21 protein-coding genes, 1 tRNA gene and 1 pseudogene are annotated in these 25,714 nt (G+C 66.5%); 7 read left to right on the top strand and 16 right to left on the bottom strand.

All coding sequences use genetic code 11. The features are described from left to right. Positions 1–97: 97 nt before the first annotated feature. On the bottom strand, positions 98–451 hold the full coding sequence (locus tag OHZ10_RS11115; protein ID WP_059233813.1) for a hypothetical protein: 354 nt from the start codon (positions 449–451) through the stop codon (positions 98–100). A gap of 295 nt (positions 452–746) precedes the next feature. Between OHZ10_RS11115 and OHZ10_RS11120 the strand changes: the two genes are divergently transcribed. The 4 genes from OHZ10_RS11120 to OHZ10_RS11135 all read left to right on the top strand — a co-directional run bounded on the left by OHZ10_RS11120 (position 747) and on the right by OHZ10_RS11135 (position 6,912). Further along, positions 747–3,965: an efflux RND transporter permease subunit gene (locus OHZ10_RS11120; protein WP_342702455.1), complete on the top strand. Its 3,219-nt coding sequence runs from the start codon at positions 747–749 to the stop codon at positions 3,963–3,965. Beyond that, positions 3,955–5,130, top strand: a complete 1,176-nt coding sequence (locus OHZ10_RS11125; protein ID WP_174993502.1) for an efflux RND transporter periplasmic adaptor subunit — start codon at positions 3,955–3,957, stop codon at positions 5,128–5,130. Before OHZ10_RS11120 ends, OHZ10_RS11125 begins: the two co-directional genes overlap by 11 nt. Then, positions 5,123–6,538: an efflux transporter outer membrane subunit gene (locus OHZ10_RS11130; protein ID WP_342702457.1), complete on the top strand. Its 1,416-nt coding sequence runs from the start codon at positions 5,123–5,125 to the stop codon at positions 6,536–6,538. Before OHZ10_RS11125 ends, OHZ10_RS11130 begins: the two co-directional genes overlap by 8 nt. A 110-nt stretch (positions 6,539–6,648) precedes the next feature. Continuing rightward, positions 6,649–6,912 carry a DUF4148 domain-containing protein gene (locus tag OHZ10_RS11135; RefSeq protein ID WP_059233810.1) on the top strand — a complete coding sequence of 88 codons (264 nt, stop codon included), beginning with the start codon at positions 6,649–6,651 and terminating at the stop codon, positions 6,910–6,912. A gap of 73 nt (positions 6,913–6,985) precedes the next feature. On the opposite strand, the gene OHZ10_RS11140 is transcribed toward OHZ10_RS11135, so the two are convergent. The 3 genes from OHZ10_RS11140 to OHZ10_RS11150 are packed head-to-tail and all read right to left on the bottom strand — an operon-like array spanning position 6,986 to position 9,748. Further along, complete coding sequence (locus OHZ10_RS11140) at positions 6,986–7,651, bottom strand: response regulator transcription factor (RefSeq protein ID WP_174993504.1); 666 nt, start codon at positions 7,649–7,651, stop codon at positions 6,986–6,988. Positions 7,652–7,670: 19 nt separating this feature from the next. After that, the gene (locus OHZ10_RS11145) at positions 7,671–9,062 is read right to left on the bottom strand and encodes a sensor histidine kinase (RefSeq protein WP_174993505.1); all 1,392 of its coding nucleotides are present in this window, start codon (positions 9,060–9,062) and stop codon (positions 7,671–7,673) included. Positions 9,063–9,073: 11 nt separating this feature from the next. Then, positions 9,074–9,748, bottom strand: coding sequence for a response regulator transcription factor (locus OHZ10_RS11150; protein ID WP_059233808.1), 675 nt, complete (start codon positions 9,746–9,748; stop codon positions 9,074–9,076). 218 nt (positions 9,749–9,966) lie between these two features. Here OHZ10_RS11150 and OHZ10_RS11155 point away from each other — a divergent pair, with 218 nt between their 5' ends. Then, the gene (locus OHZ10_RS11155) at positions 9,967–10,266 is read left to right on the top strand and encodes a DUF4148 domain-containing protein (RefSeq protein WP_059233807.1); all 300 of its coding nucleotides are present in this window, start codon (positions 9,967–9,969) and stop codon (positions 10,264–10,266) included. Between the two features lie 107 nt (positions 10,267–10,373). Here OHZ10_RS11155 and cyoD read toward each other — a convergent pair whose 3' ends face one another. From cyoD to OHZ10_RS11195, 8 genes are all read right to left on the bottom strand, one after another. Then, positions 10,374–10,706: a cytochrome o ubiquinol oxidase subunit IV gene (gene cyoD / locus OHZ10_RS11160; RefSeq protein ID WP_006759069.1), complete on the bottom strand. Its 333-nt coding sequence runs from the start codon at positions 10,704–10,706 to the stop codon at positions 10,374–10,376. Further along, positions 10,707–11,315, bottom strand: coding sequence for a cytochrome o ubiquinol oxidase subunit III (gene cyoC / locus OHZ10_RS11165; RefSeq protein WP_342702460.1), 609 nt, complete (start codon positions 11,313–11,315; stop codon positions 10,707–10,709). Then, the gene (gene cyoB / locus OHZ10_RS11170) at positions 11,315–13,321 is read right to left on the bottom strand and encodes a cytochrome o ubiquinol oxidase subunit I (protein WP_342702461.1); all 2,007 of its coding nucleotides are present in this window, start codon (positions 13,319–13,321) and stop codon (positions 11,315–11,317) included. The genes cyoC and cyoB overlap by 1 nt, the downstream gene beginning before the upstream one ends. Positions 13,322–13,324: 3 nt before the next feature. Beyond that, positions 13,325–14,212: a ubiquinol oxidase subunit II gene (cyoA, locus tag OHZ10_RS11175; RefSeq protein WP_059233805.1), complete on the bottom strand. Its 888-nt coding sequence runs from the start codon at positions 14,210–14,212 to the stop codon at positions 13,325–13,327. 276 nt (positions 14,213–14,488) lie between these two features. Next, on the bottom strand, positions 14,489–16,015 hold the full coding sequence (locus tag OHZ10_RS11180) for a complex I subunit 4 family protein (RefSeq protein ID WP_059233803.1): 1,527 nt from the start codon (positions 16,013–16,015) through the stop codon (positions 14,489–14,491). A 495-nt stretch (positions 16,016–16,510) separates the two neighbouring features. After that, on the bottom strand, positions 16,511–17,899 hold the full coding sequence (locus tag OHZ10_RS11185; RefSeq protein WP_342704405.1) for a hypothetical protein: 1,389 nt from the start codon (positions 17,897–17,899) through the stop codon (positions 16,511–16,513). A gap of 208 nt (positions 17,900–18,107) precedes the next feature. Further along, positions 18,108–18,201: transfer RNA gene (locus OHZ10_RS11190), tRNA-Ser, on the bottom strand. Between the two features lie 110 nt (positions 18,202–18,311). After that, a complete protein-coding gene (locus OHZ10_RS11195) occupies positions 18,312–19,565 on the bottom strand; it encodes an aspartate kinase (protein WP_059233802.1) in 1,254 nt (417 codons plus the stop codon). On the opposite strand from OHZ10_RS11195, the pseudogene OHZ10_RS38625 reads away from it, so the two are divergent. Beyond that, positions 19,548–19,785, top strand: a pseudogene (locus OHZ10_RS38625) (hypothetical protein); the annotation flags it as partial. The gene OHZ10_RS11195 and the pseudogene OHZ10_RS38625 overlap by 18 nt on opposite strands. A 123-nt stretch (positions 19,786–19,908) precedes the next feature. Here the strand turns inward: OHZ10_RS38625 and tilS are convergent. From tilS to cysS, 4 genes are all read right to left on the bottom strand, one after another. Beyond that, on the bottom strand, positions 19,909–21,330 hold the full coding sequence (gene tilS, locus OHZ10_RS11200; RefSeq protein WP_342704406.1) for a tRNA lysidine(34) synthetase TilS: 1,422 nt from the start codon (positions 21,328–21,330) through the stop codon (positions 19,909–19,911). Between the two features lie 46 nt (positions 21,331–21,376). After that, on the bottom strand, positions 21,377–22,348 hold the full coding sequence (locus tag OHZ10_RS11205) for an acetyl-CoA carboxylase carboxyltransferase subunit alpha (protein WP_048248707.1): 972 nt from the start codon (positions 22,346–22,348) through the stop codon (positions 21,377–21,379). A gap of 103 nt (positions 22,349–22,451) precedes the next feature. Next, positions 22,452–23,279 (bottom strand): DNA-3-methyladenine glycosylase family protein, encoded by an 828-nt coding sequence (locus OHZ10_RS11210; RefSeq protein ID WP_059233800.1) that lies wholly within the window; start codon positions 23,277–23,279, stop codon positions 22,452–22,454. 43 nt (positions 23,280–23,322) lie between these two features. Continuing rightward, complete coding sequence (cysS, locus tag OHZ10_RS11215; protein WP_059233799.1) at positions 23,323–24,720, bottom strand: cysteine--tRNA ligase; 1,398 nt, start codon at positions 24,718–24,720, stop codon at positions 23,323–23,325. Positions 24,721–24,952: 232 nt separating this feature from the next. Here cysS and OHZ10_RS11220 point away from each other — a divergent pair, with 232 nt between their 5' ends. Further along, a complete protein-coding gene (locus tag OHZ10_RS11220; protein WP_342702463.1) occupies positions 24,953–25,675 on the top strand; it encodes a tetratricopeptide repeat protein in 723 nt (240 codons plus the stop codon). Positions 25,676–25,714: the final 39 nt, after the last annotated feature.

Raw genomic sequence — 25,714 nt, forward strand, 5'->3', positions numbered from 1 at the left:
CATTCAATCCGTCGGGCCAAAAGAAAACCGCCACGCGGGCGGTTTTCTCGTTGACCGGCAGTCGCGGCGCACGCGTCACGCGTGCGCGACGCGCCGATCAGCGCCAGCCGTTGTGGCGGCCGTGATCCCAGTGACCACGATCGTCGCCCCAGCCGCGACCATGGCGGCGATACCACTCGTCGCGGCCCCAGTAGCGGCGGCCGTCCCAGTAACGATCGCCGTGCCAGCCGATCACGATCGTCGGCGCCGGCGCATAGGCCGGCGCATACACCGGCGCAGGCTGATAGACGACCGGCGGCGGGGGTGGCGGCGCATACACGGGTGCGGGCGCGACGTAGACCGGGGCCGGCACGCCGACGTTGATCCCGACATTGACTCCCGCCATTGCTGCGCCCGACACGAGCAAGGCCGTCATACCGGTCAAGAGCGAGGCAACACGCAAAGTCTTCATGGATTCCTCTTCTGGTTGTGTCATGTGTGATTCGACTATAACGGCAAGCCCCGTTTCCGCATATTTCAAGTTTGTAAGAACTGATGCGCCGCATCGCAACGGGAAGCTCGCGCTAACGTCTTGTAACAATCGGCGCCCGTTTGCCCTCTCCGCACCCATTCCTAAAACATCTTTCATCCTGCCCCGCGCCCGGCGTTAAGCGGCGCCACGCACACTGCGCGAGCCGAATCGGGCTCCCGCCACGCTTCGGCACTTCGCTGACAGGCCGGCGCCCGCGCCGGCGGAGACCTCGCCGATGCTGAAACTCGTCCGACTCGCGCTCGCGCGCCCCTATACGTTCATCGTCCTCGCGCTGCTGATCCTGATCGCGGGGCCGCTCGCGGCGCTGCGCACGCCGACCGACATCTTCCCCGACATCCGGATTCCGGTCATCAGCGTCGTATGGAACTACGCGGGCCTGCAGCCGGCCGACATGTCCGGGCGCATCGTCACCTATTACGAGCGCACGCTCGGCACGACGGTCAACGATGTCGCGCACATCGAGTCGCAATCGTTCCGCAGCTTCGGGATCGTCAAGATCTTCTTCCAGCCGAGCGTCGATATCCGCACCGCGACCGCGCAGGTCACGTCGATCTCGCAGACCGTGCTCAAGCAGATGCCGCCCGGCACCACGCCGCCGCAAATCCTCAACTACAACGCGTCGACGGTGCCCGTGCTGCAACTCGCGCTGACGAGCGACACGCTGAACGAACAGCAGCTCGGCGACTACGCGACCAACGTGATCCGGCCGCAGTTGCTGTCCGTCGCGGGTGTCGCGATTCCGTCGCCGTACGGCGGCAAGGTGCGCCAGGTGCAGATCGATCTCGATCCGCAGGCGCTGCAGGCCAAGGGGCTGTCCGCGCAGGATGTCGCGACCGCGCTCGCGCAGCAGAACCAGATCATTCCGGCCGGCACGCAGAAGATCGGCGGCTTCGAGTACAACATCCGCCTCAACGACAGCCCGCTGTCCATCGACCAGCTCAACGCGCTGCCGATCCGGACCGTCAACGGCGCGGTGATCTTCATGCGCGACGTCGCGCATGTACGCGACGGCTTTCCGCCGCAGGGCAACATCGTGCGCGTCGACGGCCGCCGCGCGGTGCTGATGAGCGTGCTGAAAAGCGGCTCGGCGTCGACGCTCGACATCATCGCGGGCGTCAAGGCGCAGTTGCCGCGCATCGAGGCGACGCTGCCGCCGTCGCTCCGGCTCGTCGTGATGGGCGACCAGTCGGTGTTCGTCAAGGGCGCCGTGAGCGGCGTCGCGCGCGAAGGCCTGATCGCCGCCGCGCTCACGTCCGCGATGATCCTGCTGTTCCTCGGCAGTTGGCGCTCGACGCTGATCATCGCCGCGTCCATTCCGCTCGCGGTACTGGCGGCGATCGCCGCGCTTGCCGCCGCGGGCGAGACGCTCAACGTGATGACGCTCGGCGGGCTCGCGCTCGCGGTCGGCATTCTGGTCGACGACGCGACCGTCACGATCGAAAACGTCAACTGGCATCTGGAACAGGGCAAGGACGTGCGCAGCGCGATCCTCGACGGCGCATCGCAGATCGTCGCGCCGGCCTTCGTATCGCTGCTGTGCATCTGCATCGTGTTCGTGCCGATGCTGCTGCTCGACGGCGTCGCGCGCTTCCTGTTCGTGCCGATGGCCGAAGCCGTGATCTTCGCGATGATCGCGTCGTTCGTGCTGTCCCGCACGTTCGTGCCGATGATGGCCCGTTACTTGCTGAAACCGCATGCCGCGCATCCGGTGGCCGTGCTCGCACCGCATGGCACACCGTTCACGCCGCCGCGCGCACGCAATCCGCTCGTCGCGTTCCAGCAGGGTTTCGAGCGCCGCTTCGCCGCACTGCGCGCCGGCTACCGGGTCTTGCTCGGCCTCGCCCTCACCTACCGCGCCCGCTTCGTCGTGTGGTTCCTCGCGGGGGTCGCCGTATCGTTCGCGCTGGTGCCGGGGCTCGGCCGCAATTTCTTCCCGTCGGTCGACTCCGGCGAGATCGCGATCCACGTGCGCGCACCGATCGGCACGCGCATCGAGGAAACGGCCGCGCTGTTCGACCGCGTCGAGCGCACGGTGCGCGCGGTCGTGCCGCCGCATTCGCTCGCGAGCATCGTCGACAACATGGGGTTGCCCAATAGCGGGATCAACCTCACGTACAGCAACAGCGGCACCATCGGCCCGCAGGACGGCGACATCCTCGTGTCGCTCACGGGCGACCACGCGCCGACGGCCGGCTACGTGAAGCAACTGCGCACCGAGCTGCCGCGGGCCTTTCCGGGCGTGACGTTCTCGTTCCTGCCCGCCGACATCGTGAGCCAGATCCTCAACTTCGGCGCACCGGCGCCGATCGACGTGCAGGTGACGGGCCCCGACCGGGCGGCCAACCGCGCATATGCGACCGCGCTGTTGCGGCGCATACGCGCGGTGCCGGGCGTCGCCGATGCGCGCGTGCAGCAGGCGTCGACCTATCCGCAGTTCACGGTGTCGGTCGACCGCGCGCGCGCCGCGCCGCTCGGCATCACCGAGCAGGACGTCACCAATGCGGTGGTCGCCAGCCTGTCCGGCACGAGCCAGGTGTCGCCGACCTACTGGCTCGATCCGCGCAACGGCGTGTCCTATCCGATCGTCGCGCAGACGCCGCAATACCGGATGACGTCGCTGTCGGACCTGCGCGCGCTGCCCGTCACGGGCCGCACGGGCGCCCCGCAACTGCTCGGCGGTCTCGCGACGATCGTGCGCGGGCAGACCGACGCGGTCGTGTCGCACTACGACATCGCGCCGCTCTACGACATCTTCGCGACCACACAGGATCGCGATCTCGGCGCGGTCAGCGCCGACATCGAACGCGTGCTGCGCGCGAGCGCCGCCGACCTGCCGAAGGGATCGCGCGTGACCGTGCGCGGCCAGGTGCAGACGATGAACGGCGCATTCGGCGGGTTGCTCGCCGGCCTCGCCGGCGCGGTGCTGCTGATCTACCTGCTGATCGTCGTGAACTTCCATTCTTGGCGCGACGCGTTCGTGATCGTGAGCGGCCTGCCTGCCGCGCTCGCCGGCATCGTCTGGATGCTGTTCGTCACGCGCACGCCGCTGTCGGTGCCGGCGTTGACGGGCGCGATCCTGTGCATGGGGGTCGCGACCGCGAACAGCATTCTCGTCGTCACCTTCGCGCGCGAACGGCTCGCGCACACCGCCGACGCGGCCGCCGCCGCGCTCGAGGCCGGCTTCACGCGCTTTCGGCCCGTGATGATGACCGCGCTCGCGATGATCATCGGCATGGCGCCGATGGCCCTCGGTCTCGGCGACGGCGGCGAACAGAATGCGCCGCTCGGCCGTGCGGTCATCGGCGGCCTGCTGTGCGCGACCGTCGCGACGCTGGTGTTCGTCCCCGTCGTGTTCAGCCTCGTCCACCTGCGCGATCGCGCGCCGCGCTCCGATTCCCTTTCCGTCACTCCGGGAGAACAGCATGTCCACTGAATTCGAAGTCCGCCCCCCCGGCACGCCGCGCTATCTGAAGCCGCTCGCGATCGCAGGCGCCGTCGCCGCGCTCGCCGTCGCGGCCGCCGGTGTCTTCGCCCGCATGCATGACGCGCACGCGGTCGCCGCGTGGACTGCGCAGCAAGCGATCCCGACCGTCGCAACGGTCGCGCCGCAGCCGGCCGCGGCCGACGCACTCGTGCTGCCGGGCCGCCTCGACGCGTATGTCGACGCACCGATCTATGCACGCGTGCCGGGCTACCTGCATGCGTGGTACGCGGACATCGGCGCGCATGTGAAGGCCGGCCAGCTGCTTGCGTCGATCGATACGCCCGATCTCGACCAGCAGTTGCAACAGGCCCGCGCGGACCTGCAAAGCGCGAGCGCGAACGAACGGCTCGCCGCCATCACGGCCGCACGGTGGGCCGAGATGCTTGCGCAGGATTCCGTATCGCAGCAGGAGGCCGACGAGAAGCGCAGCGATCTCGACGCGAAACGCGCGGCCGTCGCAGCGAGCACCGCCAACGTACGGCGGCTCGACGCGCTCGAATCGTTCAAGCGGCTCGCCGCGCCGTTCGACGGCATCGTGACGGCCCGCAAGACCGACGTCGGCGCGCTGATCGACGCGGGAAGCGGCAGCGGCGCCGAACTCTTCACCGTGTCGGATGCGCGGCGGCTGCGACTGTACGTCCACGTGCCGCAAGACGACGCGGCCGCGATCCGTGCGGGCATGCAGGTCGCGCTGACCGTGCCCGAGCGCCCCGGCACGACGTTCAACGCAACGCTCGCGGATTCCGCGCAGTCGATCGACCCGGCTTCCGGCACGCTGCTCGCGCAGTTTTCGATCGCCAATCCGGCAGGCACGCTGTTTCCCGGCGAATACGCGCAGGTGCGGATCGCGATGCCCGGCGCCGCGCATGCGTTGACGATTCCGGCCAGCACGCTGATCTTCCGCCAAGACGGGTTGCAGGTCGCGGTGCTCGACGCGAACGGGCACGCCAGGTTGCGCAACGTGTCGATCGCGACCGACCTCGGCACGCGTGTCGAGATCGCATCCGGGCTCGCAGCCGGCGATCGCGTGATCGACAATCCGCCGGATTCGCTCGCCGATGGCGACCCCGTGCGCGCCGCCGGCACCGCGACGACGGAGCACGCGCATGGCTGACCGACCGCTTGCTGCATTGTTGGGCAGTGTCGCGCTGCTTGCCGGCTGTTCGCTCGCACCGACCAGTCGCGCGCCGGATGTTCCGGTGCCGGCCGCGTTTCGCGAAACGGGCCCGTGGGTCGATGCCGCCCCGGCCGACCGGCTGCCTCGCGACGGCTGGTGGCGCGTGTATGGCGATGCGACGCTCGACCGGCTCGAACCGCTCGTCGCACGCGCGAATCCCGATCTCGCGGTCGCCGTCGCGCGGCACGACGAAGCTGCCGCGCTGTTCGACGCAGCGCATGCGGCATTGCTGCCGACCGTGGGCATCGATGCCGAACCCGACCGCGACCGGCAGTCGGCGCGCCGGCCGCTGCGCGGCAGCGGCCAGCCCGACGTCTACGAGTCGAACACGCTCGAAGCCGGCATCGGCTATGACGTCGATCTGTGGGGCAAGGTCCGCAACACGGTCGCGGCCGACCGCAACGAGGCGCAGGCGGCCGACGATGATCTCGCGTCGGTCCGGCTCAGTCTGCAGGCCAGCGTGGCCGGCACCTACTTCGACCTCGCGGGCCTCGACCGCGAAGCCGATACGCTCGCGCAAACGATCGATACGTACCGCCGCGCGTGGCAGCTGACGGTCAGCCGTCATCGAGGCGGCCTCGCATCGGGGCTCGACGTGTCGCGTGCGCAAACGCAACTCGCGCTCGCCCAGGCGCGCGCATCCGACATCGCCGCGCGCCGCGCACTCGACGAACACGCGATCGCGGCGCTCGTCGGCGCATCCGCGTCGACGTTCACGCTGCCGCCCGTCGCGGCGCTGCCGGGCGTGCCGTCGATTCCGACCGGGCTCGCGTCGACGCTGCTCGAACGCCGGCCGGACGTCGCCGCCGCCGAACGCCGCGTTGCAGCCGCGAACGCACGCATCGGCGTCGCCCGCGCGGCCTATTTCCCCGACCTGTCGCTCGGCCTCGACGCCGGCTTCCAGAGCGATACGTTTTCGCCGTGGCTCGCCGCGCCGAACGAGATCTGGTCGATCGGGCCACGCCTCGCGATGACGCTGTTCGACGGCGGCCTGCGTGCCGCGGGCGTACGCAAGGCACGTGCGCAGTTCGCCGAACAGGGCGCGCGCTATCGCGCCGTCGTGCTGCAGGCGTTCCGCGAAGTCGAGGACGATCTCGCGCTGCTGCATCGCCTCGGCGACGAATCGGACCAGGACGACGCCGCGCTCGTCGCGGCGCGACAGTCGCTTGCACTCGCGATGTCGCGCTATCGCGACGGTGCGGTCAGCTATCTCGACGTGGTCACGACGCAGACGACCGAACTCGATACGCAGATCGCGTCGCTCGATGCCGACGCGCGACGCCTGCAGGCATCCGTCGGGCTCGTGCGCGCGCTCGGCGGCGGCTGGCACCGCGCGCATTCATGAACGTTTCTTCATCGGCACGCCCGGCACCTGCACTGACGCACCCGATAACGTGGTTCCTGCCGGCATCGCCCTCGCGGCACCGGCCACCGACACTTGAAAAGGACTCCGCCATGAAGACCCTGATGTTCGCCACCCTTCTCTCTGCGCTCTGCGTCGCGCTGCCCGGCCGGGCCGGCGCGACGCCGCCCGGTGCGGCGACGGCATCGCAGACGCTCGCATCTACCGCGCCCGCGCCACTGCCGTCTCGACCGGCATGGAACTGGAACGCCTCGCCAGCCACGCCGCTGACACGTGCGCAGGTCTATCGTGAACTCGTCCACGCCGAACGCGACGGCCAGCTCGCGCAACTCGATCGCGAACTCTATTCGCACTGACTGTATGCAAGCGAGTGTGCCGTGCGGCGCGCGGCACCTCTGCGATACGGACGCGCGGCGCAATGCCGTCCCGTCATCCGCCCGCGTCGAACCGGAACCCGAATCGCGCGACCGTTTCGATCCGCGCGGAGAACGCATGCGCGGCCAGCTTGCGCCGCAACCTCACGACCAGCGCATTGACCGTTTCGGGTTCGATGTCGGCATCGCCCCATGCGTAACGCAGCACGGCATCGCGCCCGACCGGCCGCCCCGCTTCGCGCAGCAGGCATTCGACGAGACGGAATTCCCGTGCGCTGAGCGCCAGCCGCCTGCCACGCTCCTCGAGTGCGCGCGTCGCCGTGTCGAGCCGGACCGATTCCCGCGTTTCGATCGCGCCCGTCCGGCGCCACAACGCGCGCAGCCGCTCGTGCAGCTCCACGAACGAACACGGATGGGCAAGACACACGTCGCAGCCGGCCTGCAGCATCCGCGCACGCTGCGCGGGCGTTGCGCCGCTGACGATCGCGGCGATCGTCGCGCCGCCGGCCGATACGGCGAGTCGCGGCAATCCTGCGAGGATCGCCGGGTCGGCCGCCGCATCCGGTGCGGCAATCACGATGGCATCGAACCGGTCCTGGGTCGCCGCGAAGCAGCCGTCGCGCCATCCGTCGACGCGCTCGACGCCGTGCATGCTCTCGCGAAACGCCTTGTCGAGCCGCGCAGCCTCCGGCGTCGGCGGCGCAATCAGCAGGATGCGCATCGAGCGGTCTCCTGCGCCGTCATGCGAGCGAGCGCGGCCAGCATTCGACCGTAATCGCTGCGCCGGCCGGCTGCGCATCGCCAATCCGCAGCGCGAAACCGTGCACGCGCATCACGGCCGACACGATGCTCAACCCGAGCCCCGACCCGTTCACGTGACGCGTGCGCTCGCCGCGATAGAAGCGTTCGAGCACGGCGTCGCGCTCGCCTGGCGGGATGCCCGGCCCGGTGTCCTCGAACCGGACGAGCGGGCCGCCCGGTGTCGTGTGAAGCACGACGCGCACGCGACCGCCGGGCGGCGTGAACTTGATGGCGTTGTCCGCGAGATTGCTGAACGCCTCGAACAGCAATGCGCGGTCGCCATGAATACCGTCGACCGGCAAGGCTTCGAGTTCGAACGACACGTCGACGGCTTCGGCCAGCGGCTCGTATAGGTCGCACACGTCGCGCAGCAATGCCGCGACGTCGACCGCGGCAAAGCCGCCGCGCCGGCTCAGCGTGCCGATCTCGGAGATGCGCAGCATCGCGCGAAAGCGTTCGAGCAGCCGGTCGGTCTCGTCGCGCGCGGAAGCCAGCAGTGCCGCCGACGCAGGATCGTCCGCGCAGAACGGCTGGTCGGCGAGCCGGGCCAGCATCGTATGGACCCGCGCGAGCGGCGTGCGCAGGTCGTGCGCGATGCCGTCGCAGGTATGACGCACCTCGCCCATCAGCCGCTCGACTTCGTCGAGCATGTGGTTCACGAGATGCGCGAGCAGATCGAGTTCGTCGTAGCGGCCGACCGGCAGCCGCTTGCCGAGATCGCCCTCGGCGATCTGCCGCGTGACGCGCCGGATCGCGGCGACGCGGCGCATCTGCCGCATGCCGAGCATGCTGCCGCCTGCAATGCCCGCAATCAGGATCATCACGCCGCCGATCACGAGCCCGCGGATCGCGACATCGCGGATCTGGATGAAATGCGACAGGTCGCGCGCGACGACCAGCGTCATCCCGTTGTCGCGGCGCACGGCCATCGCGCGCGTGATCGGCGCGGGCTGGCCGTCGAGCGGCGCGAGCGTGCGGTTCAGCGTGCGTCCGTCGCGATCCGTGCGCAGCGCGGGCGGTGTCGCGATGTCGCCGGCCACACGGCGACCGGCCGCATCGAACAGCCCGTAGAAACTCGTATGCATGTGCTCGTGCTCGAGCCGCCGGTGAATCGCGAGCGGCAGCTCGGCATCGGGGATCGAATCGAAATAGATCAGCTGCCACGCGAGCACCTCGTCGGTGTCGCGCGTCATCGTGTGCGTCGCGGCGACGTTGATCACGCCCGCGAGCAGCAGCAGCGACACCGAGAAGATCGCCGCATACGCGCACAGCCAGCGAAACGTCGTCGTATGCCAGCGGCGCGTGAAATTCGCCGCGCGAGCCGCGTCCATGCCCGCCTCCGTCACGCGAGCATGTAGCCCGAGCCGCGCACCGTCTGGATCATCGGTTGCGCACCGGGCGGATCGATCTTCTTGCGCAGCCGGCCCATGTGGACGTCGATCAGGTTGGTACCCGGATCGAAGTGATAGCCCCATACGGTTTCGAACAGCATCGTGCGCGTGATCGTCTGGCCCGCGTTGCGCATCATGAATTCGAGCACGCGGAATTCCGTCGGCAGCAGCGGAATCTCGTCGCCGCCGCGGCGCGCGCAGCGCGAAATGAGGTCGAGCTCGAGTGCGCCGACTTTCAGCAGCGTCTGCTGCGGCACGCCCGATGTCTGGCGGCGGCGCAGCAGCACCTCGATGCGCGCGCTCAGCTCGCCGGAATCGAACGGCTTCGTCAGGTAGTCGTCGCCGCCCGCGCGCAGCCCGCGGATGCGCTCGTCGACGTCGCCGAGCGCGCTCAGCATCAGCACCGGCGTATCGATGCCGACCGTGCGCATCGCGGTCAGGATCGCGAGGCCGTCCGCGCCCGGCAGCATCCGGTCGAGCGTGATCGCATCGTACGAAGCGCTCATCGCGCGCATCATCCCTTCGCGGCCGTTGTCGATCCAGTCGACCTCGAACCCGCGCGCGGTCAGTTCGCCGACGATTTCGTTCGCGGTCACCGCATCGTCCTCGACCGTCAGTACTCGCATGCTTGTCCTCGCAATGAACGTCACGACGGGCGCACACGATGCGCCCGCGACTATCGTAGGCGACGCGGTCGCCCTTCGGCGTTACATGAAAAATGCTTCATCGGATGACACGGCAGGCATGCGTGAAACTTGTTTCATCCGTGCGTCGCCCGCGCGGCGGCACGCGCCGCCTACGCTGACGTCATGCGGCATCGGGCCGCCAAACCAGGAGTTACCGGATGAAACTGTCGACCACCGTCGCCTGCATGCTGCTCGCATGCGCCAGCACCGCCGCGTTTGCGGGACCGCACCTCACCCCGCAGGAATGCCACGCGTACCCGTTCGTTCACACCGGCCATGACATCACGCATGCGGATCTCGTGCGCGAGCTGACCGAACTCGAACAGGTCGGCTACGATCCGGCGCACGCGAGCCCCTACTACCCCGACGATCTCGATGGCGCGAAGCATCGCCTCGCCGCCGAATACCGTGCGGACTGCACGCATGCGCTGACGGCCGACGCGGGCGGGCCGTACTGACCGCATGGCCGGGCTCAACGCGGCCGGAAAAAACGAAAAGGCGGCACTCGCGTGCCGCCTTTTTTCATGAACGCGCATGGATATCGACCGCTGCGCCGCGACACCGCTCAGCGCGACATCATGTTCATGCTGACGTTGTGCATCACCCACAACGTGCCGACGATCAGGATCGCCGCGGTCAGCACCGTGTAGCTGAACGCCATGACGTTCCAGCGCTGGCCCGACGAGCCGTTCATGTGCAGGAAGTACACGAGGTGCACGACGATCTGCACGAAGGCGAGCGCGGCGAGCGCGATCAGCGACGCATGCGGCGACAGCACGCCGCCCATCACGAGGCCGAACGACGCGGCCGTGAGCAGCACCGACAGGATGAAACCGGCGACATAGCCGCCGACGCTGCCGTGCCCTTCTTCGAGTTGAGACGAATGCGAATGGGCCATTTAGATCACGCTCGCGAGATAGACAAAGGAAAACACGCAGATCCACACGATGTCGAGGAAGTGCCAGAACAGGCTCAGGCACGTCAGGCGCCGCAGGTCACGATCGGTCAGGTCGCCGCCGCGGAACACGATCTGCCCGGCGAGCACGATCATCCACAGCAGGCCGGCCGTCACGTGCAGCCCGTGCGTGCCGACCAGCGTGAAGAACGCCGACAGGAACGCGCTGCGCTGCGGGCCCGCGCCTTCCGCGATCAGGTGCGAGAACTCGCGCAGTTCCATCGCGAGAAACGCCGCGCCGAGCACGAACGTCACCGCGAGCCACGCGAGCAGCGCGCCGCGCCGCTGCTTGTACGCCGCGAGCATCGCGAAACCGTACGTGATGCTCGACAGCAGCAGCGCGGCGGTTTCCACCGCGACGCCCGGAATGTCGAACAGCTCCTTCGCGGTCTGGCCGCCCGCATACTGGCGGCCGAGCACGGCGAACGTCGCGAACAGTGCCGCGAAGATCACGCAGTCGGTCATCAGGTACAGCCAGAAACCGAACACCGAATGCGACGGCGGATGGTCGTCGTGCTCGAGCAGGGTTGCGCTCAAGGTTTTCTGCAACATCAGTTGGCCTCCAGTTCCACGTCGTCGACGCGCGCGGCCACGCGCTGCGTCGGCTGCTTGTCTTCGATCTTCCGCACCGTCGACGCGGGGATGTAATAGCCGTCGTTATCGCGCGAGCTGTAGATCACGAGCGTCGCGATGATCCCGACGAGCCCGCCGATCGCCATCCACCAGATGTGCCACACCAGCGCGAAGCCGAGCACCAGGCTGAAGATCGCGATCACGAGGCCCGCGCAGGTATTCGACGGCATGTGGATATCGCGGATCGTCGCCGGGTTCGGCCGGCCTTCGCCGCGCGCCTTCATGTCGGCGTACGCGTCGAGCGTGCGCACCTGCGGAATCACCGCAAAGTTGTAGTCGGCCGGCGGCGACGACGTCGCCCACTCCAGCGTGCGGCCGCCCCACGGATCGCCCGTCGTGTCGCGGTACTCGGGCAGGTGGCGGTTGCGGATGCTGACCACCAGCTGCAGCAGCTGGCATGCAATGCCGACCGCGATCAGCACGGCGCCGAACGCGGCGACCAGCAGCCACGGATGCCATGCCGGGTTGTCGTAGTGGTTCAGGCGGCGCGTCATGCCCATGAAGCCGAGCACGTAGAGCGGCACGAACGCGACATAGAAACCGATCTGCCAGAACCAGAACGCGGCCTTGCCGAGCTTCTCGTTCAGCTTGAAGCCGAACGCCTTCGGGAACCAGTAGTTGAAGCCCGCGAGATAGCCGAACAGCACGCCACCGATGATCACGTTGTGGAAGTGCGCGATCAGGAACAGGCTGTTGTGCAGCACGAAGTCGGCGCCGGGAATCGCCATCATCACGCCGGTCATGCCGCCGAGCGTGAACGTGACCATGAAGCCGATCGTCCACAGCACGGGCGTCGTGAATTCGATCCGGCCGCGATACATCGTGAACAGCCAGTTGAACACCTTCACGCCGGTCGGAATCGCGATGATCATCGTCATGATCCCGAAGAACGCGTTCACGTTCGCACCCGAGCCCATCGTGAAGAAGTGATGCAGCCACACGAGGAACGACAGCACCATGATCGCGCAGGTCGCGTACACCATCGTCTTGTAGCCGAACAGCGGCTTCTTCGCGAACGTCGCGATGACTTCCGAGAAGATCCCGAACGCCGGCAGGATCAGGATGTACACCTCCGGATGGCCCCACGCCCAGATCAGGTTCAGGTACAGCATCGCGTTGCCGCCGGCATCGTTCGTGAAGAAGTGCATGCCGAGGTAACGGTCGAGGCCGAGCAGCGCGAGCGTCGCGGTCAGGATCGGGAACGACGCCATGATCAGCACGTTCGTGCACAGCGCGGTCCACGTGAACACCGGCATCTTCATCAGCGTCATGCCCGGCGCGCGCATCTTGATGATCGTCACGAAGAAGTTCACGCCGGTCAGCAGCGTGCCGACGCCCGAGATCTGCAGCGCCCACAGATAGTAGTCGACCCCTACCCCCGGACTGAACTGCAGCTCCGACAGCGGCGGGTATGCGAGCCAGCCCGTCTGCGCGAATTCGCCGATCACGAGCGACACGTTGATCAGGATCGCGCTGGCGGCCGTCATCCAGAACGAGAGCGAGTTGATGAACGGGAACGCGACGTCGCGCGCGCCGATCTGCAGCGGCACGATCAGGTTCATCAGGCCGACCATGAACACCATCGCCATGAAGAAGATCATGATCACGCCGTGCGCCGTGAAGACCTGGTCATAGTGATGCGGCGGCAGGTAGCCGGGCCCGTTGTACGCGAGCGCGAGCTGCATGCGCATCATGATCGCGTCGGCGAAGCCGCGCAGCAGCATGATCAGCGCGACGATGATGTACATCACGCCGAGTCTCTTGTGGTCGACCGTGGTCAGCCATTCCGTCCACAGCCATTTCCACCGGCCGGTGATCGTCAGCGCGGCGAGAATGCCCAGCACGACCAGCCCCATGAAGGCGCCTGCCCCCATGATGATGGGCTGATCGAACGGGATCGCCGAGAGTGTGAGTTTGCCGAACATGCGTTACCCCTTCGTGCCGCAGGCGGCGTCCTTCAGGTCGAGGACGTGGCCATCGTTGTATTTCGCGATGATGTTGTGGAAGAGCCGCGGATCGACCGACGAGAAGTAGCGCACCGGCGCCTTCTCGCTCGGCTGCGCGACGTTGCCGTACACGGTCGCGTCGAGCCGGTCCGGCGACGCCTTCACCTTCTGCACCCATGCATCGAACTGTTCGCGCGGCTCGGCGAGCGTGCGGAATTTCATGTCGGAGAAGCCGCGGCCGCTGAAGTTGGCGGACGTGCCCGCGTAGTTGCCGGGTTCGTCGGCGATCAGGTGCAGGCGCGTCTGCATGCCGGCCATCGCGTAGACCTGGCCGCCGAGCTGCGGGATGAAGAACGAGTTCATCACCGAATCCGACGTGATGTGGAAGTTCACCGGCGTGCCCACCGGGATCGCGAGCTGGTTCACCGACGCGATGCCGAGTTCCGGATAGATGAACAGCCACTTCCAGTCGAGTGCGACCACCTCGACGTCGATCGGCTTCACCGACGACTCGAGCGGCTTGTACGGGTCGAGCTCGTGCGTGGTCTTCCACGTGAGCACGCCGAGGAACAGGATGATCAGCGTCGGCACCGTCCAGATCACGACCTCGATCGCGGTCGAGTGCGACCAGTTCGGCGCGTAGGTGGCGTTGCGGTTCGATGCGCGGTAACGCCACGCAAACCACAGCGTCAGCAGGATCACCGGCACGACGACGATCAGCATCGCCCAGGTGGACGTCGCGATCAGCGCCTTTTCGGCGGCACCCACGCTACCTTTCGGATTTAGTACATCTAAATTACAGCCTGACAGGCTCAAAGCCGCGCCGATTGACATCAGCGCCGACCAGCCTCTTGAAGCTCTTCTTTTCATCACACAGCCCGAGGGTCATTGAATCCGTTTGCGTATGCCCGATGCGCATTCGATCCACGAAAGTGGCCGAATCATACGTCGCGCGAGTGCGATGAAAAACCGGTGGATGCGGCAAATCATCATTGCAAAATCTGCCGTGAGTCACATTGTCGCGGGGCAATTTCACGCAGCCGGAAGCGGGCCCGGCACGCGCCGTGCCGGACCTCGATCGATGCGTGCGCAACGGGCCGCATCGCCGTGCGATGCAGCCCGCTTGCGCGGACCGGCGTGCCGCGATCAGTCGTGCGTCGACGCCATGTACGACGGCACCGGCCCGGCACCATCCCCTGCCGGCACCTTCGAATGGCTCGCTTCCTCGATCAGCTTGCCGACGGTCGGATCGATCGCGTCGGTGAACGGTTTCGGATCGATGCCGATTGCCAGCACGATCAGCGCAAGCGACGCGAACATCACGATCTCGCGACGATTCAGGTCGGCGAGCTTTGCGATCCGCTGGCTCGCGACCTTGCCGAACACGACGCGCTTGAGCATCCACAGCGTGTACGACGCGCTGAGGATCAGCGTGAGCGCCGCGATCGCGCCGATCCAGAAGTTGAAGCGGATCGCGCCCATGATGACCATGAACTCGCCGACGAAGCCCGACGTGCCCGGCAGGCCGACGTTGGCCATCGCGAACAGCACCGTGAAGGTCGCGAAGCGCGGCATCACGCCCGCCACACCGCCGTATGCGGCGATCTCGCGCTGCTTCGTGCGATCCGCGAGCACGTTTACGCACAGCAGCATCGCGCCCGCGACGAAGCCGTACGACACGAGCTGCACGATCGCGCCTTCGACGCCGATCCGGTTGAACAGGAACAGCCCGAGCGTGACGATCCCCATGTGCGCGACCGTCGAGTACGCGAGCAGCTTGCCGAGATCGGTCTGCGCGAGCGCGATCAGGCTCGCATAGACGATCGCGAACAGCGACAGCGCGATCACCGCCGGCGCGAAGAAGTGGCTTGCATCGGGCGTGACCGGCAGCGCGAAGCGCAGGAACCCGTAGCCGCCGAGCTTGAGCATCGCGAGCATCAGCGCGGCACCGGTCGGGCCGTCGGTGTAGACGTCGCTCAACCACGTATGGACCGGCCACATCGGCACCTTGACCGCGAACGCGGCGAAGAACCCGAGGAACACCAGCAGCTGCGGCGCGAAACCGAGCTGCAGCGTGCGCCACACGGCCATGTCGAACGTATGCGACTGCGCGTACAGGTACAGCATTGCCATCAGCAGCAACAGCGAGCCGGCGAACGAGATGAAAAAGAACTTCACGGCCGCATAAACGCGACGCTCGCGCCCCCACGTGCCGATCAGCAAGTACAGCGGGATCAGCGTCGCCTCGAAGAAGATGAAGAACAGCAGCCCGTCCTGCGCGACGAACACGCCGACCATCAGCCCCGACAGGATCAGGAACGACGCGTAGTACTGCGCGACGCGCACCGTGACCGACTCCCACGACGCGATCACCACCACGAGCGTCGTGAAGGCGGTCAGCACGACGAGCCACAGCGACGCACCGTCGATGCCGACCCGCCATCCGGAATTGAACGCCGCCAGCCAGTCGCGGCTTTCGACGAACTGCATCGCCGCCGAATGCGTGTCGAAGCCCGCAACCAGCGGAACGACGGCCGCGAGCCCCACGATCGCGCCCGCGAGCGCGATCAGCCGCGTCCGGCGCGGGTGATGGTCGGAACCGGCACGCAGCAGGCACGCGCCGAACAGGATCGGAGCCCAGATGGCCAGGCTCAGGAAGGGGAAATCATGCATGTCAACAAGGCCTTGAGGAGGTCGCGCACTGCATCGGTGACAGGCGAGACGAAAGGAACGAAATCAAATCGACAGGTAGATTTCGTGAATCGCCAGTGTTGGCAAAATGTAAAGCGACATCACGGAAAAACTTGATGCCGCTCAAACGCGATCGGGTTAACCAGCATAAGGCGATTGATTATTTTCTGCAGCGCAGCAGAGCGTCAATTTTCCACACCGACGCACAACACTGATTTTATTGAGTAATTTTTTGTATTGCGCGTCATGGCAAATCGCGAAAAACGACGCAATGCCGCATTTTTGGCGTCAACGCGTCATTCCGAAGGGCCGGAACAGGATTATCTGGATCGCGCAGGGCGTTGATCCTGCACCTCAGTTTTCCTTACAACAATACTTACATTTGTATTTCACATCGCCGATGCGATACAGGCCGGGTGAATGCCCCCTACCCGCCCGGCGTCGTAGCGGGCATCGCATCCTTCACGCTCCCGGCCGTCAGCGCTGATGACTCAGCCGGTCCCAGACGCGCATCGTCACCGCACGATAGTGATCGTGTTGGGCGGGGAAATGAACGAAGCGGCTGTCGCGCGTTGCATAAACCGGCGATGACGCGAGCGTCGTCGCATCGACGATATGGCGCGCATCGATCATGCCGGACTCGAGCAGCTCCACATAGATCGCCTGCTGGTCGCCGCCGCTCGCGTAGACCGACGAACGATCGTCGAAACGCTCGATGCGTGCGCAGATGCGCTCGACCAGTTCGCGCATCGGCGCCACGTTGCGCACGCCGATCATGCACGAGTTGATCGCCCAGGCCGTGTGATCGGTGCCGATCACGAAGTCGCGGCCGTCGATCGTACTGTCGACGGTCTGGCTCTGGTCGATTGCCAGGATGTCCGCATCGACCCAGAACACGAACGCATGATGCGGCAGATGTTCGCGAATCAGATGCAGCTTCGCCCAGTTCGCACCGATGCCGTCCGGCAGGAATGCAGGCGCCTCGCGATACGTGTGATACGCATAGCCATGCCGTGTGCAGTAGCGCACGAAGTTCTCTTCGTGCAGGTCGCCGTAGCCGGCAATATGCGGCGTATGCAGGCTCACGAACGCAATACGCGCCTGCGGATTCACATGCCGCTCCGGTTCGCGTGTTCGCTGCTGCGCGGCGCGCCACTCGTCCATGGCGTGCGGATGGTCGCCGCGCTGGTACCGTCCGGCATCGTCGACGAGCGCTGCCACGTAACGGAAGTCGTAATCGGCCGCCGGCGCCCAGGCCCCGTTCACCTCGCGCCACTCGGGCGCCTGGTGCGCGACGAGCGGCCGCGCACCGGCAATCGAATCGATCGAGATACCGTCGCTCCAGACCGTCTGGGCCGACGCGAAATGACCGTTCGCAAGCGGCGCATCGAACGGCAGCGGCGGAAAGAACGCCGCAAGCAGCGTCGCCTCGCACGCATGCTGCCGCTCCGGAAGGTGCATCGCCCACTTGCCCAGTTCGACCGCCAGCCTCCGCAAGCGCTCGCGCACGTCGGGCACGTTGCGGAAGATCATTCCGCTTGCGGCGGGCAGTGCCGATTTCGTCGCCTGCGTCGTGACGATGGCATCGTATCCGTGCGCGACATCCGGCAGCACGTGCGGATCGAACACGACGGAGAACGGATCGAGCACGAGCAGCAATGCCCCCTGCTCCATCGCGACGAGCTGCGCGATGATCGCGTGGTACTTGTACAGGATCTGCTGGCGCTCGCCGTACACGTGCATGCCGTCGACGATCGCGTGCCGATAGCCGTGCAGCTGTGCGTAACGCGCGTGGTTGTCGACGAGTCCGTCGACAGGCCGATGGGAGAGGAAGGTCAGAACGGCATGCGGGCTTGCCAAGAGCATCACCTTGAGTTGCGCCAGACGATACGCGATATGTAGCGCATGACAGGTGCTCAAGTCGAGCATTCATTGCCCGAGGGGGCACGACGAAGGCCGCACGAGGATGCGATCCGGCAGCATCGAACCTGTCGCGCGCGACACGGCGCGAAATGGGCCCGCAAAAGAAAAAGCCCCGCAAGTCCGAGAACTTGCGGGGCTTTGTCACCGCTTTTGGCGGAGACGGAGGGATTCGAACCCTCGATCCAGGTTTTGGCCCAGATGCTCCCTTAGCAGGGGAGTGCCTTCGACCTCTCGGCCACGTCTCCCAAACCTTCGCTCGCACCAGGGAGGCAGTGCGACGAGAACAAGATCATATAGGGTTTGGAGCCGTTGGTCAATTTCCTTGATGCATTTTCTTCAATGCATCACGAAAAATTCACGATGCCTGGTCGAGTTCGAATGCCTTGTGCAGCGCGCGGACGGCCAGCTCCATGTATTTCTCGTCGATCAGCACCGAAATCTTGATTTCGGACGTCGAGATCATCTGGATGTTGATGCCCTCTTCCGACAGCGTGCGGAACATCTTGCTCGCGACGCCCACGTGCGAACGCATGCCGACGCCGACGACCGATACCTTCGACACCTTCGGGTCGCCCTGCACGCGCTCGGCGCTCACATGGCCCTGCACCTGGTTCGTGAGGATGTCCATCGCACGCTGGTAGTCGCCGCGGCCGACCGTGAACGTGAAGTCGGTTTTGCCTTCGACGCTCTGGTTCTGGATGATCATGTCGACGTCGACGTTCGCGTCGGCGACCGGACCGAGGATCTGATATGCGATGCCCGGCTTGTCGGGCACGCCCATCACCGCAATGCGTGCTTCGTCGCGCTGGAACGCGATGCCGGAAATGACTGCCTTTTCCATGGTCTCGTCTTCTTCAAAAGTAATCAGGGTGCCCGAGCGCATTTCTTCGTCGAGCGGAATCAGCGGATCGGTCAGGCTCGACAGCACACGCGTCTTCACCTGGTATTTGCCGGCGAATTCGACCGAGCGGATCTGCAGGACCTTCGAGCCGAGGCTGGCCATTTCCAGCATCTCTTCGAACGTCACGCGATCGAGGCGGCGGGCCTCTTCGACGACGCGCGGATCGGTCGTGTAGACGCCGTCGACGTCCGTGTAGATCAGGCACTCTTCGGCATCCAGCGCAGCCGCGACCGCCACCGCCGACGTATCGGAGCCGCCACGGCCCAGCGTCGTGATGTGGCCATCCGGATCGACGCCCTGGAAGCCCGTGATGATCACGACCTTGCCGGCATCCAGATCGGCCTTCACGCGCTCGTCGTCGATCGAGTGAATGCGCGCCTTCGTGAAAGCGCTGTCGGTCTTGATCGGCACTTGCCAGCCGGCATAGCTCACGGCCTCGACGCCGATTTCCTGCAACGCGATCGACAGCAGGCCGACGCTGACCTGCTCGCCGGTCGACGCGATCATGTCGAGCTCACGCGGGCTCGGCTGGCTCGAAATCTCTTTCGCGAGACCGAGCAGACGGTTGGTTTCGCCGGACATCGCCGAAGGCACGACCACCATCTGGTGCCCGGCCTGATGCCATTTTGCGACGCGTTTCGCGACGTTCTTGATGCGCTCGACCGAGCCCATCGAAGTGCCGCCGTATTTGTGTACGATGAGTGCCATTGTCGTTCTGAACTGAAGGAGAAACCGCACGGGCGCGCTGGGCAGGCCGGGTAGCCGTTCGGTCACGCGGCTTGTGGCTGTGGACGGACGACGAGGGGGACGGCTGGGACGCAACACGCAAGCGTGACGGATTTTGCCCGGAAGGCCGATCAGGCCGCGCAAACCGGGTACGTCACGCGGAAAACCTGCACAAAACGCTCAAAAATCGAGCCGAGCAAACGACCGAGCGTACCCGATAGAAGCCCGCTTGACAAGCCGCTCGCCGTGTTGGCAGCCGTTCCGGCGCTGTTTACCAAATGGTGAAAATGGGCGCGCCATCGCGCCGCCGGAAGCCAGTCCGCCGCTATGCGATCAGCAGGTCGGGACGCCATTCGATCCGGCGCCATCCGGTGTCGCCCGGCGCGTCACTGTCCAGCGGGCCGACATCGCAATTGATGCCGAGCCGCGGCACGTAGATCAGCCGGTCGCCCGCGAACAAGAGCGGCACGTCGCGCTGCCAGGCCGGCACGCCGCGTTCCTGGAACAGATTCTTCAGCGTCCGGCCCGGCCCGCCCGGCGACGTACGCATCCGTTCGCCGCCGGCACGGGTGCGCGCCGCGAGCCGCGCCCCGCGCAGCAACGCCTCCGGCACCGCATCGGCGCCGTGCGCGTCGGCTGGCGCGAACACGAACGTGCCGCGCCAGCCCGGCAGGTGCCAGACTTCCTGTCCGCCCCACGCGAGCACCGCTTCCGGGTGCGGCGCGCCCGTGCCGTCGTCGGCCGGTTCGCTGCTGTCGCCCGCTTCCCAGTAGACGACATCGCGATAGAGCCGCAGGCACTGCCCCGCATGATCGACGCGCAGCGCGTGTGCGTCATGCGCGGCACGCAGCTGTCGCATCATATTGGCGAGCCGGGCGGCCGACGCGCCCGGCAAGCCCAGCCGGCGCATCCAGAAACGCAGCAGGTTCGCACCGCGCGTGTCGTCGAACGCGACCAGCGCGTCGCGCGACAGCGCATGCCCGTCATCGCGCGCGGCGGCGGCGAAATCCAGTTCGGCCAGATCGTCGAGCAGCCGCTGTGCGGCGGCCGCATGCTGGGCCGCGCGGCCGAGCGCGTCGCGAAAACCCGGGAAATGCACGGCCAGCGCGGGCAGCACGTCGATCCGCAGCGCATTGCGCGCATAACGCGTATCGCCGTTCGATTCGTCGTCGATCCACACGAGCGCGTGCTGCTCCGCATAGCGCTCAAGTTGTGCGCGCAACAATCGCAGCAACGGACGGACGCGCTCGACGCTCACGCCGTCGGGGCGATAGCGTGGCGCCATCGCGGCGAGTCCGGCGATGCCCGCCCCGCGCAGCAATTGAAGCAGCACGGTCTCGGCCTGATCGTCCGCGTGCTGCGCGAGCCACAGCGTGTTCGCGCCATGGCGTTCGCACATCGCATCGAGCGCCGCATAACGACGCTCGCGCGCGGTTGCCTCGATACCGAGACCGCTGTCGCGCGGCACGTCGACGCGCCTCGATTCGAATGCGACACCGAGCCGCGCCGCTTCCGCTTCGGCATGCGCGAGCCACGCGTCGGCGTTCGCGCTCAGGCCGTGATGCACGTGCAGCGCGACGCAACGCGCAGCGCCCGCGACACGCACGGCCGCATCGAGCAGCACCGTCGAATCGAGGCCGCCGCTGTAGGCAATCGCAATGCACGCATCCGGCGGCAGGCCGGAAAGCGCAACGCCGACCGCGTCGAGGACGACGCGGTCGGCGGAGAATTCGGTCGGCGGGATCACGAGAGGCACGCGCGCGCAGCGGCGCGCGAATTGAATACGCAGCCGGTCATGCGCCGGGCGTGGTTTCCTTGAACTTGCCGTAGGCCATCAAGCGCTCGAAGCGGCGCTCACGCACGGCATCGATGCTCATGCCCTGGAACTGGCGCAGCGAATCGGCGAGCGCACGGCGCAGCAGCGCGGCCATGCCCTTCGGATCGCGATGCGCGCCGCCGAGCGGCTCGTTGATGATCTTGTCGATCAGGCCGAGCGCCTTCAGGCGGTGCGCGGTCAGGCCCAGCGCTTCCGCGGCTTCCGGCGCCTTCGCCGCGCTCTTCCACAGGATCGACGCGCAGCCTTCCGGCGAGATCACCGAATAGGTCGAGAACTGCAGCATCATCACGGTGTCGGCCACGGCGATCGCCAGCGCGCCGCCCGAACCGCCCTCGCCGATCACGGTCGTGATGATCGGCGTCTTCAGCTCGGCCATCACGTACAGGTTGCGGCCGATCGCTTCCGACTGGCCGCGCTCTTCCGCGCCGATGCCCGGGTACGCGCCCGGCGTGTCGACGAACGTGAAGATCGGCAGCCCGAACTTCTCGGCGAGACGCATCAGGCGCTCGGCCTTGCGATAGCCTTCCGGACGCGGCATCCCGAAGTTGCGCGCGGCGCGCTCCTTCGTGTCGCGGCCCTTCTGGTGACCGATCACCATGCACGGATGACCGCCGAAGCGCGCGAGGCCGCCGACGATCGACAGGTCGTCCGCGAACGCGCGGTCGCCGTGCAGCTCGTGAAAATCGGTAAACAGTTCCGCGACGTAATCGAGCGTGTACGGACGCTGCGGGTGCCGCGCGATCTGCGAAACCTGCCACGGCGACAGGTTCGCGTAGAGGTCTTTCGTCAGTTGCTGGCTTTTCTTCGACAGCCGCTCGATTTCTTCCGAAATATCGACAGCCGAGTCGTCCTGCACGAATCGCAGCTCTTCGATCTTGGCCTCGAGTTCGGCGATCGGCTGTTCGAAATCCAGAAACGTGGTCTTCATGTGTTCGAATCCTTGGGTCTTGCGGCAGCGCGTATTCTACCCGCGCGAGCGACGCTCAAAACCAGCTCTCAACTATTGATGTTTAAAACCCGATAGCCGACGCTCAGGCGCCGGTGTCAGGCGCGTCGAGGCTGCGCCACATGTACCAGGTCGCGACGGTGCGCCACGGCTCCCAGTTGGCTGCGACTTCCCGCGCCTCGCTGCGCGTGACGGGTTCCCCGCTGAAATAATTGACGCTGATCGCGCGGATCAGGCCCGGATCGTCGAGCGGCAGCACGTCCGGCCGCGACAGGTTGAAGATCAGGAACATCTCGGCCGTCCAGCGGCTGATGCCGCGGATCTGCGTGAGTTCCGCGATCACGTCCTCGTCGTCCATCGACGTCCATTTGTCGACGTGCAGCGCCCCCGATACGAAATGCTGCGCAAGATCGAGGATGTATTCCGTCTTGCGTTTCGACAGCCCGCACGCGATCAGCTTGTCCGCGCCGAGCCGGATCACCGGCTGCGGTGCGAGCTTCGGACAGGCGTCCTCGATGCGCGCCCACAGCGACTGGGCGGACGGCACCGAAATCTGCTGGCCGACGACCGAGCGTGCCAGCGTGACGAACGGGTCGCCGCGCTTCACGAGATGCGCGGGACCGAACTTCGGAATCAGTTTCTTCAGGATGCGGTCGCGCTTGACGAGGTCGGCGCATGCCTTGTCCCAGTATGCAGGACGCACGACGACCTCCTCGCCGTCCGCTTCGGACGCACGTGTCTTGCGGGCCGCGTCGGCGGCCGGCAACGCAGCCGCCGGCTGCGCATGACCGTTCAGCGCGCCGTTCGGCACGGCGCGCGTCGCGTCCGCCTTCGCCGCCGGCACGCGCTTGGCTGCCGGACGCGCGGCGACCGGGGTCGCGCGCCTGACCGGCGCTTTTCTGGCCGTTGCCATCTTGCCTCCTACCTGACGGATCGGTCAGTGGAACGCACCGCGCTCATACGCGACGCCATTCGGTCGATCCGCCCGGTTTGTCTTCAAGTGCGATGCCGGCTTCGAGCAGTTCCGCCCGGATCCGGTCCGCTTCGGCATAGTCCTTCGCTTGCTTCGCCGCGACGCGCGCGGCGATCTTCGCTTCGATCTCGTCGGCAGCGAGCCCGCCCGCCTGCGCGGCGCCGGACGCCTGCTGCAGGAACGCGCGCGGTTCGCGGCCCAGCAGGCCGAGCAGGCCCGCCAGCTGTTTCAGCTGCCGTGCGAGCGACGCGTCGCGCGTGCGATTCACCTCGCCCGCGAGTTCGAACAGCGTCGCCACTGCAACCGGCGTGTTGAAGTCGTCGTTCATCGCGGCCGCGAAACGCTGCGCGTGCGGCTCGTTCCAGTCGAGCGCGAGCGTATCGGCTTCGACATCCTTCAGCGCCGTGTACAGACGCGTGAGCGAGGCACGTGCATCGTCGAGATGCACGTCGCTGTAATTGAGCGGCGACCGGTAGTGCGTGCGCACGATGAAGAAACGCATGACTTCCGCGTCGTAGCGCTCCAGCACTTCGCGGATCGTGAAGAAGTTGCCGAGCGATTTCGACATCTTCTCGTTGTCGACCTGCACGAAGCCGTTGTGCATCCAGTAATTGACGAACGTCTCGCCGGTCGCGCCTTCGCTCTGCGCGATCTCGTTCTCGTGGTGCGGGAATTGCAGATCCTGCCCGCCGCCGTGGATGTCGAAATGATTGCCGAGCAGCGAGCAGCCCATCGCCGAGCACTCGATGTGCCAGCCCGGGCGGCCCGTCCCGTACTTCGACGCCCACGACGCGCCCTCAGGATCTTCCGGCTTCGCACGCTTCCACAGCACGAAATCGAGCGGATCTTCCTTCGCGTCGTTCGCGGCGACGCGCTCGCCCGCGCGGAGATCGTCGAGCGACTTGCCCGACAGCTTCCCGTAGTTCGTGAACTTGCGCACCGAGTAATTGACGTCGCCGTCGGTCGCCTGGTACGCGTAGCCGTTCGTCTCGAGCGTCTCGATCATGCCGAGCATCTGCGGGATGAACTGTGTCGCGCGCGGCTCGATGTCGGGCCGCTGGATGCCGAGCGCACTTTCGTCCTCGTGCATCGCGCCGATGAACCGGTCGGTCAGCGACCGGATCGTCTCGCCGTTCTCGACCGCGCGGCGGATGATCTTGTCGTCGATGTCGGTGATGTTGCGCACATACGTGACCCGGTAGCCGATCGCACGCAACCAGCGCTGGACGAGGTCGAACACGACCAGCATGCGCGCGTGGCCCACGTGACAATAGTCGTAGACGGTGATCCCGCATACGTACATCCGCACTTCGCCGGACTGGCGCGGCACGAAAACTTGCTTGTCACGCGCGAGCGTGTTGTAGATGCGCAGTGATTCCATAGAGATGAACCGTGAGCCGAAGGAAACCGCCCTGGCGAAGCTCGCCCAGCATGCGACACGGACGGACCATCTGCTGCGGCGCCAGGCCGAGCGTCCTCGTATCACATGGGGCGGTCAGGCTGCAAGCACAGCGGTGACGGCCACAGAGGCTAAGAAAGACTGTCTGACGCTCGCCGGAACGCGCAGACGTTTTGTTAGAATGGCTCGGAGTATAACATTCCGATTTAGGCCTATGAAACCTCATCGCGGCCGCGCGCAGAGCGCTGCGACCCTCGTTGCGACCACCGTCATGGGCGTCGCGCTGACGCTTTTCGCGGCCCCCGCGGCGCATGCGCAGAAGGCCCCGCCCGTGGCCGACGGCACCCCCGAGGTCGATGCGTCGATCGCCGGCAAGCAGTGGAAACAGGCACTTGCGCAGCTCGACGCGCGCATCGCGTCGAACCCGCACGACGTGCAGGCGCAGTTCAAGCGCGGCACCGTGCTGGCCCGCCTGAACCGCGACGACGACGCGATCCAGCAGTTCGTCGCGATCACGCAGGCCTACCCCGAGCTGCCCGAGCCGTACAACAACCTTGCGGCGCTTTACGCGAAGCACGGCCGCTACGACGAAGCGCGCGCCGCGCTCGTCACCGCGACGCAATCGAACCCGGGCTACTCGCTCGCGTACGAGAACCTCGGCGATCTTTACCTCCGGCTCGCGGCCGAATCGTACAAGCGCGCGCAATCGCTCGGCCGCACGAGCGGCGCGACCGCGCAGCGTCTCGCCGATCTCCAGAAGATCGTGTCGCCGGCAAAGGCCGCGCCGAGCGCCCGCGCGGTGACGCCGGCCACGCGCGCCTACACCGACCGCGCAGCCGCGAACGTGGGCACCACCACGCTGCCGATGTCGCCGACGTTCCAGTTCAACGGTCCGTCGGGCGCACTGGCTGCGCCATACGTCGCGCCGTCGCAATAAGCGGCGCGGCCTTTCTTCCCTCCCAACCTGAGGATCGCA

It is taken from the genome of Burkholderia arboris (assembly GCF_038723655.1).
Lineage (GTDB): Bacteria > Pseudomonadota > Gammaproteobacteria > Burkholderiales > Burkholderiaceae > Burkholderia > Burkholderia arboris.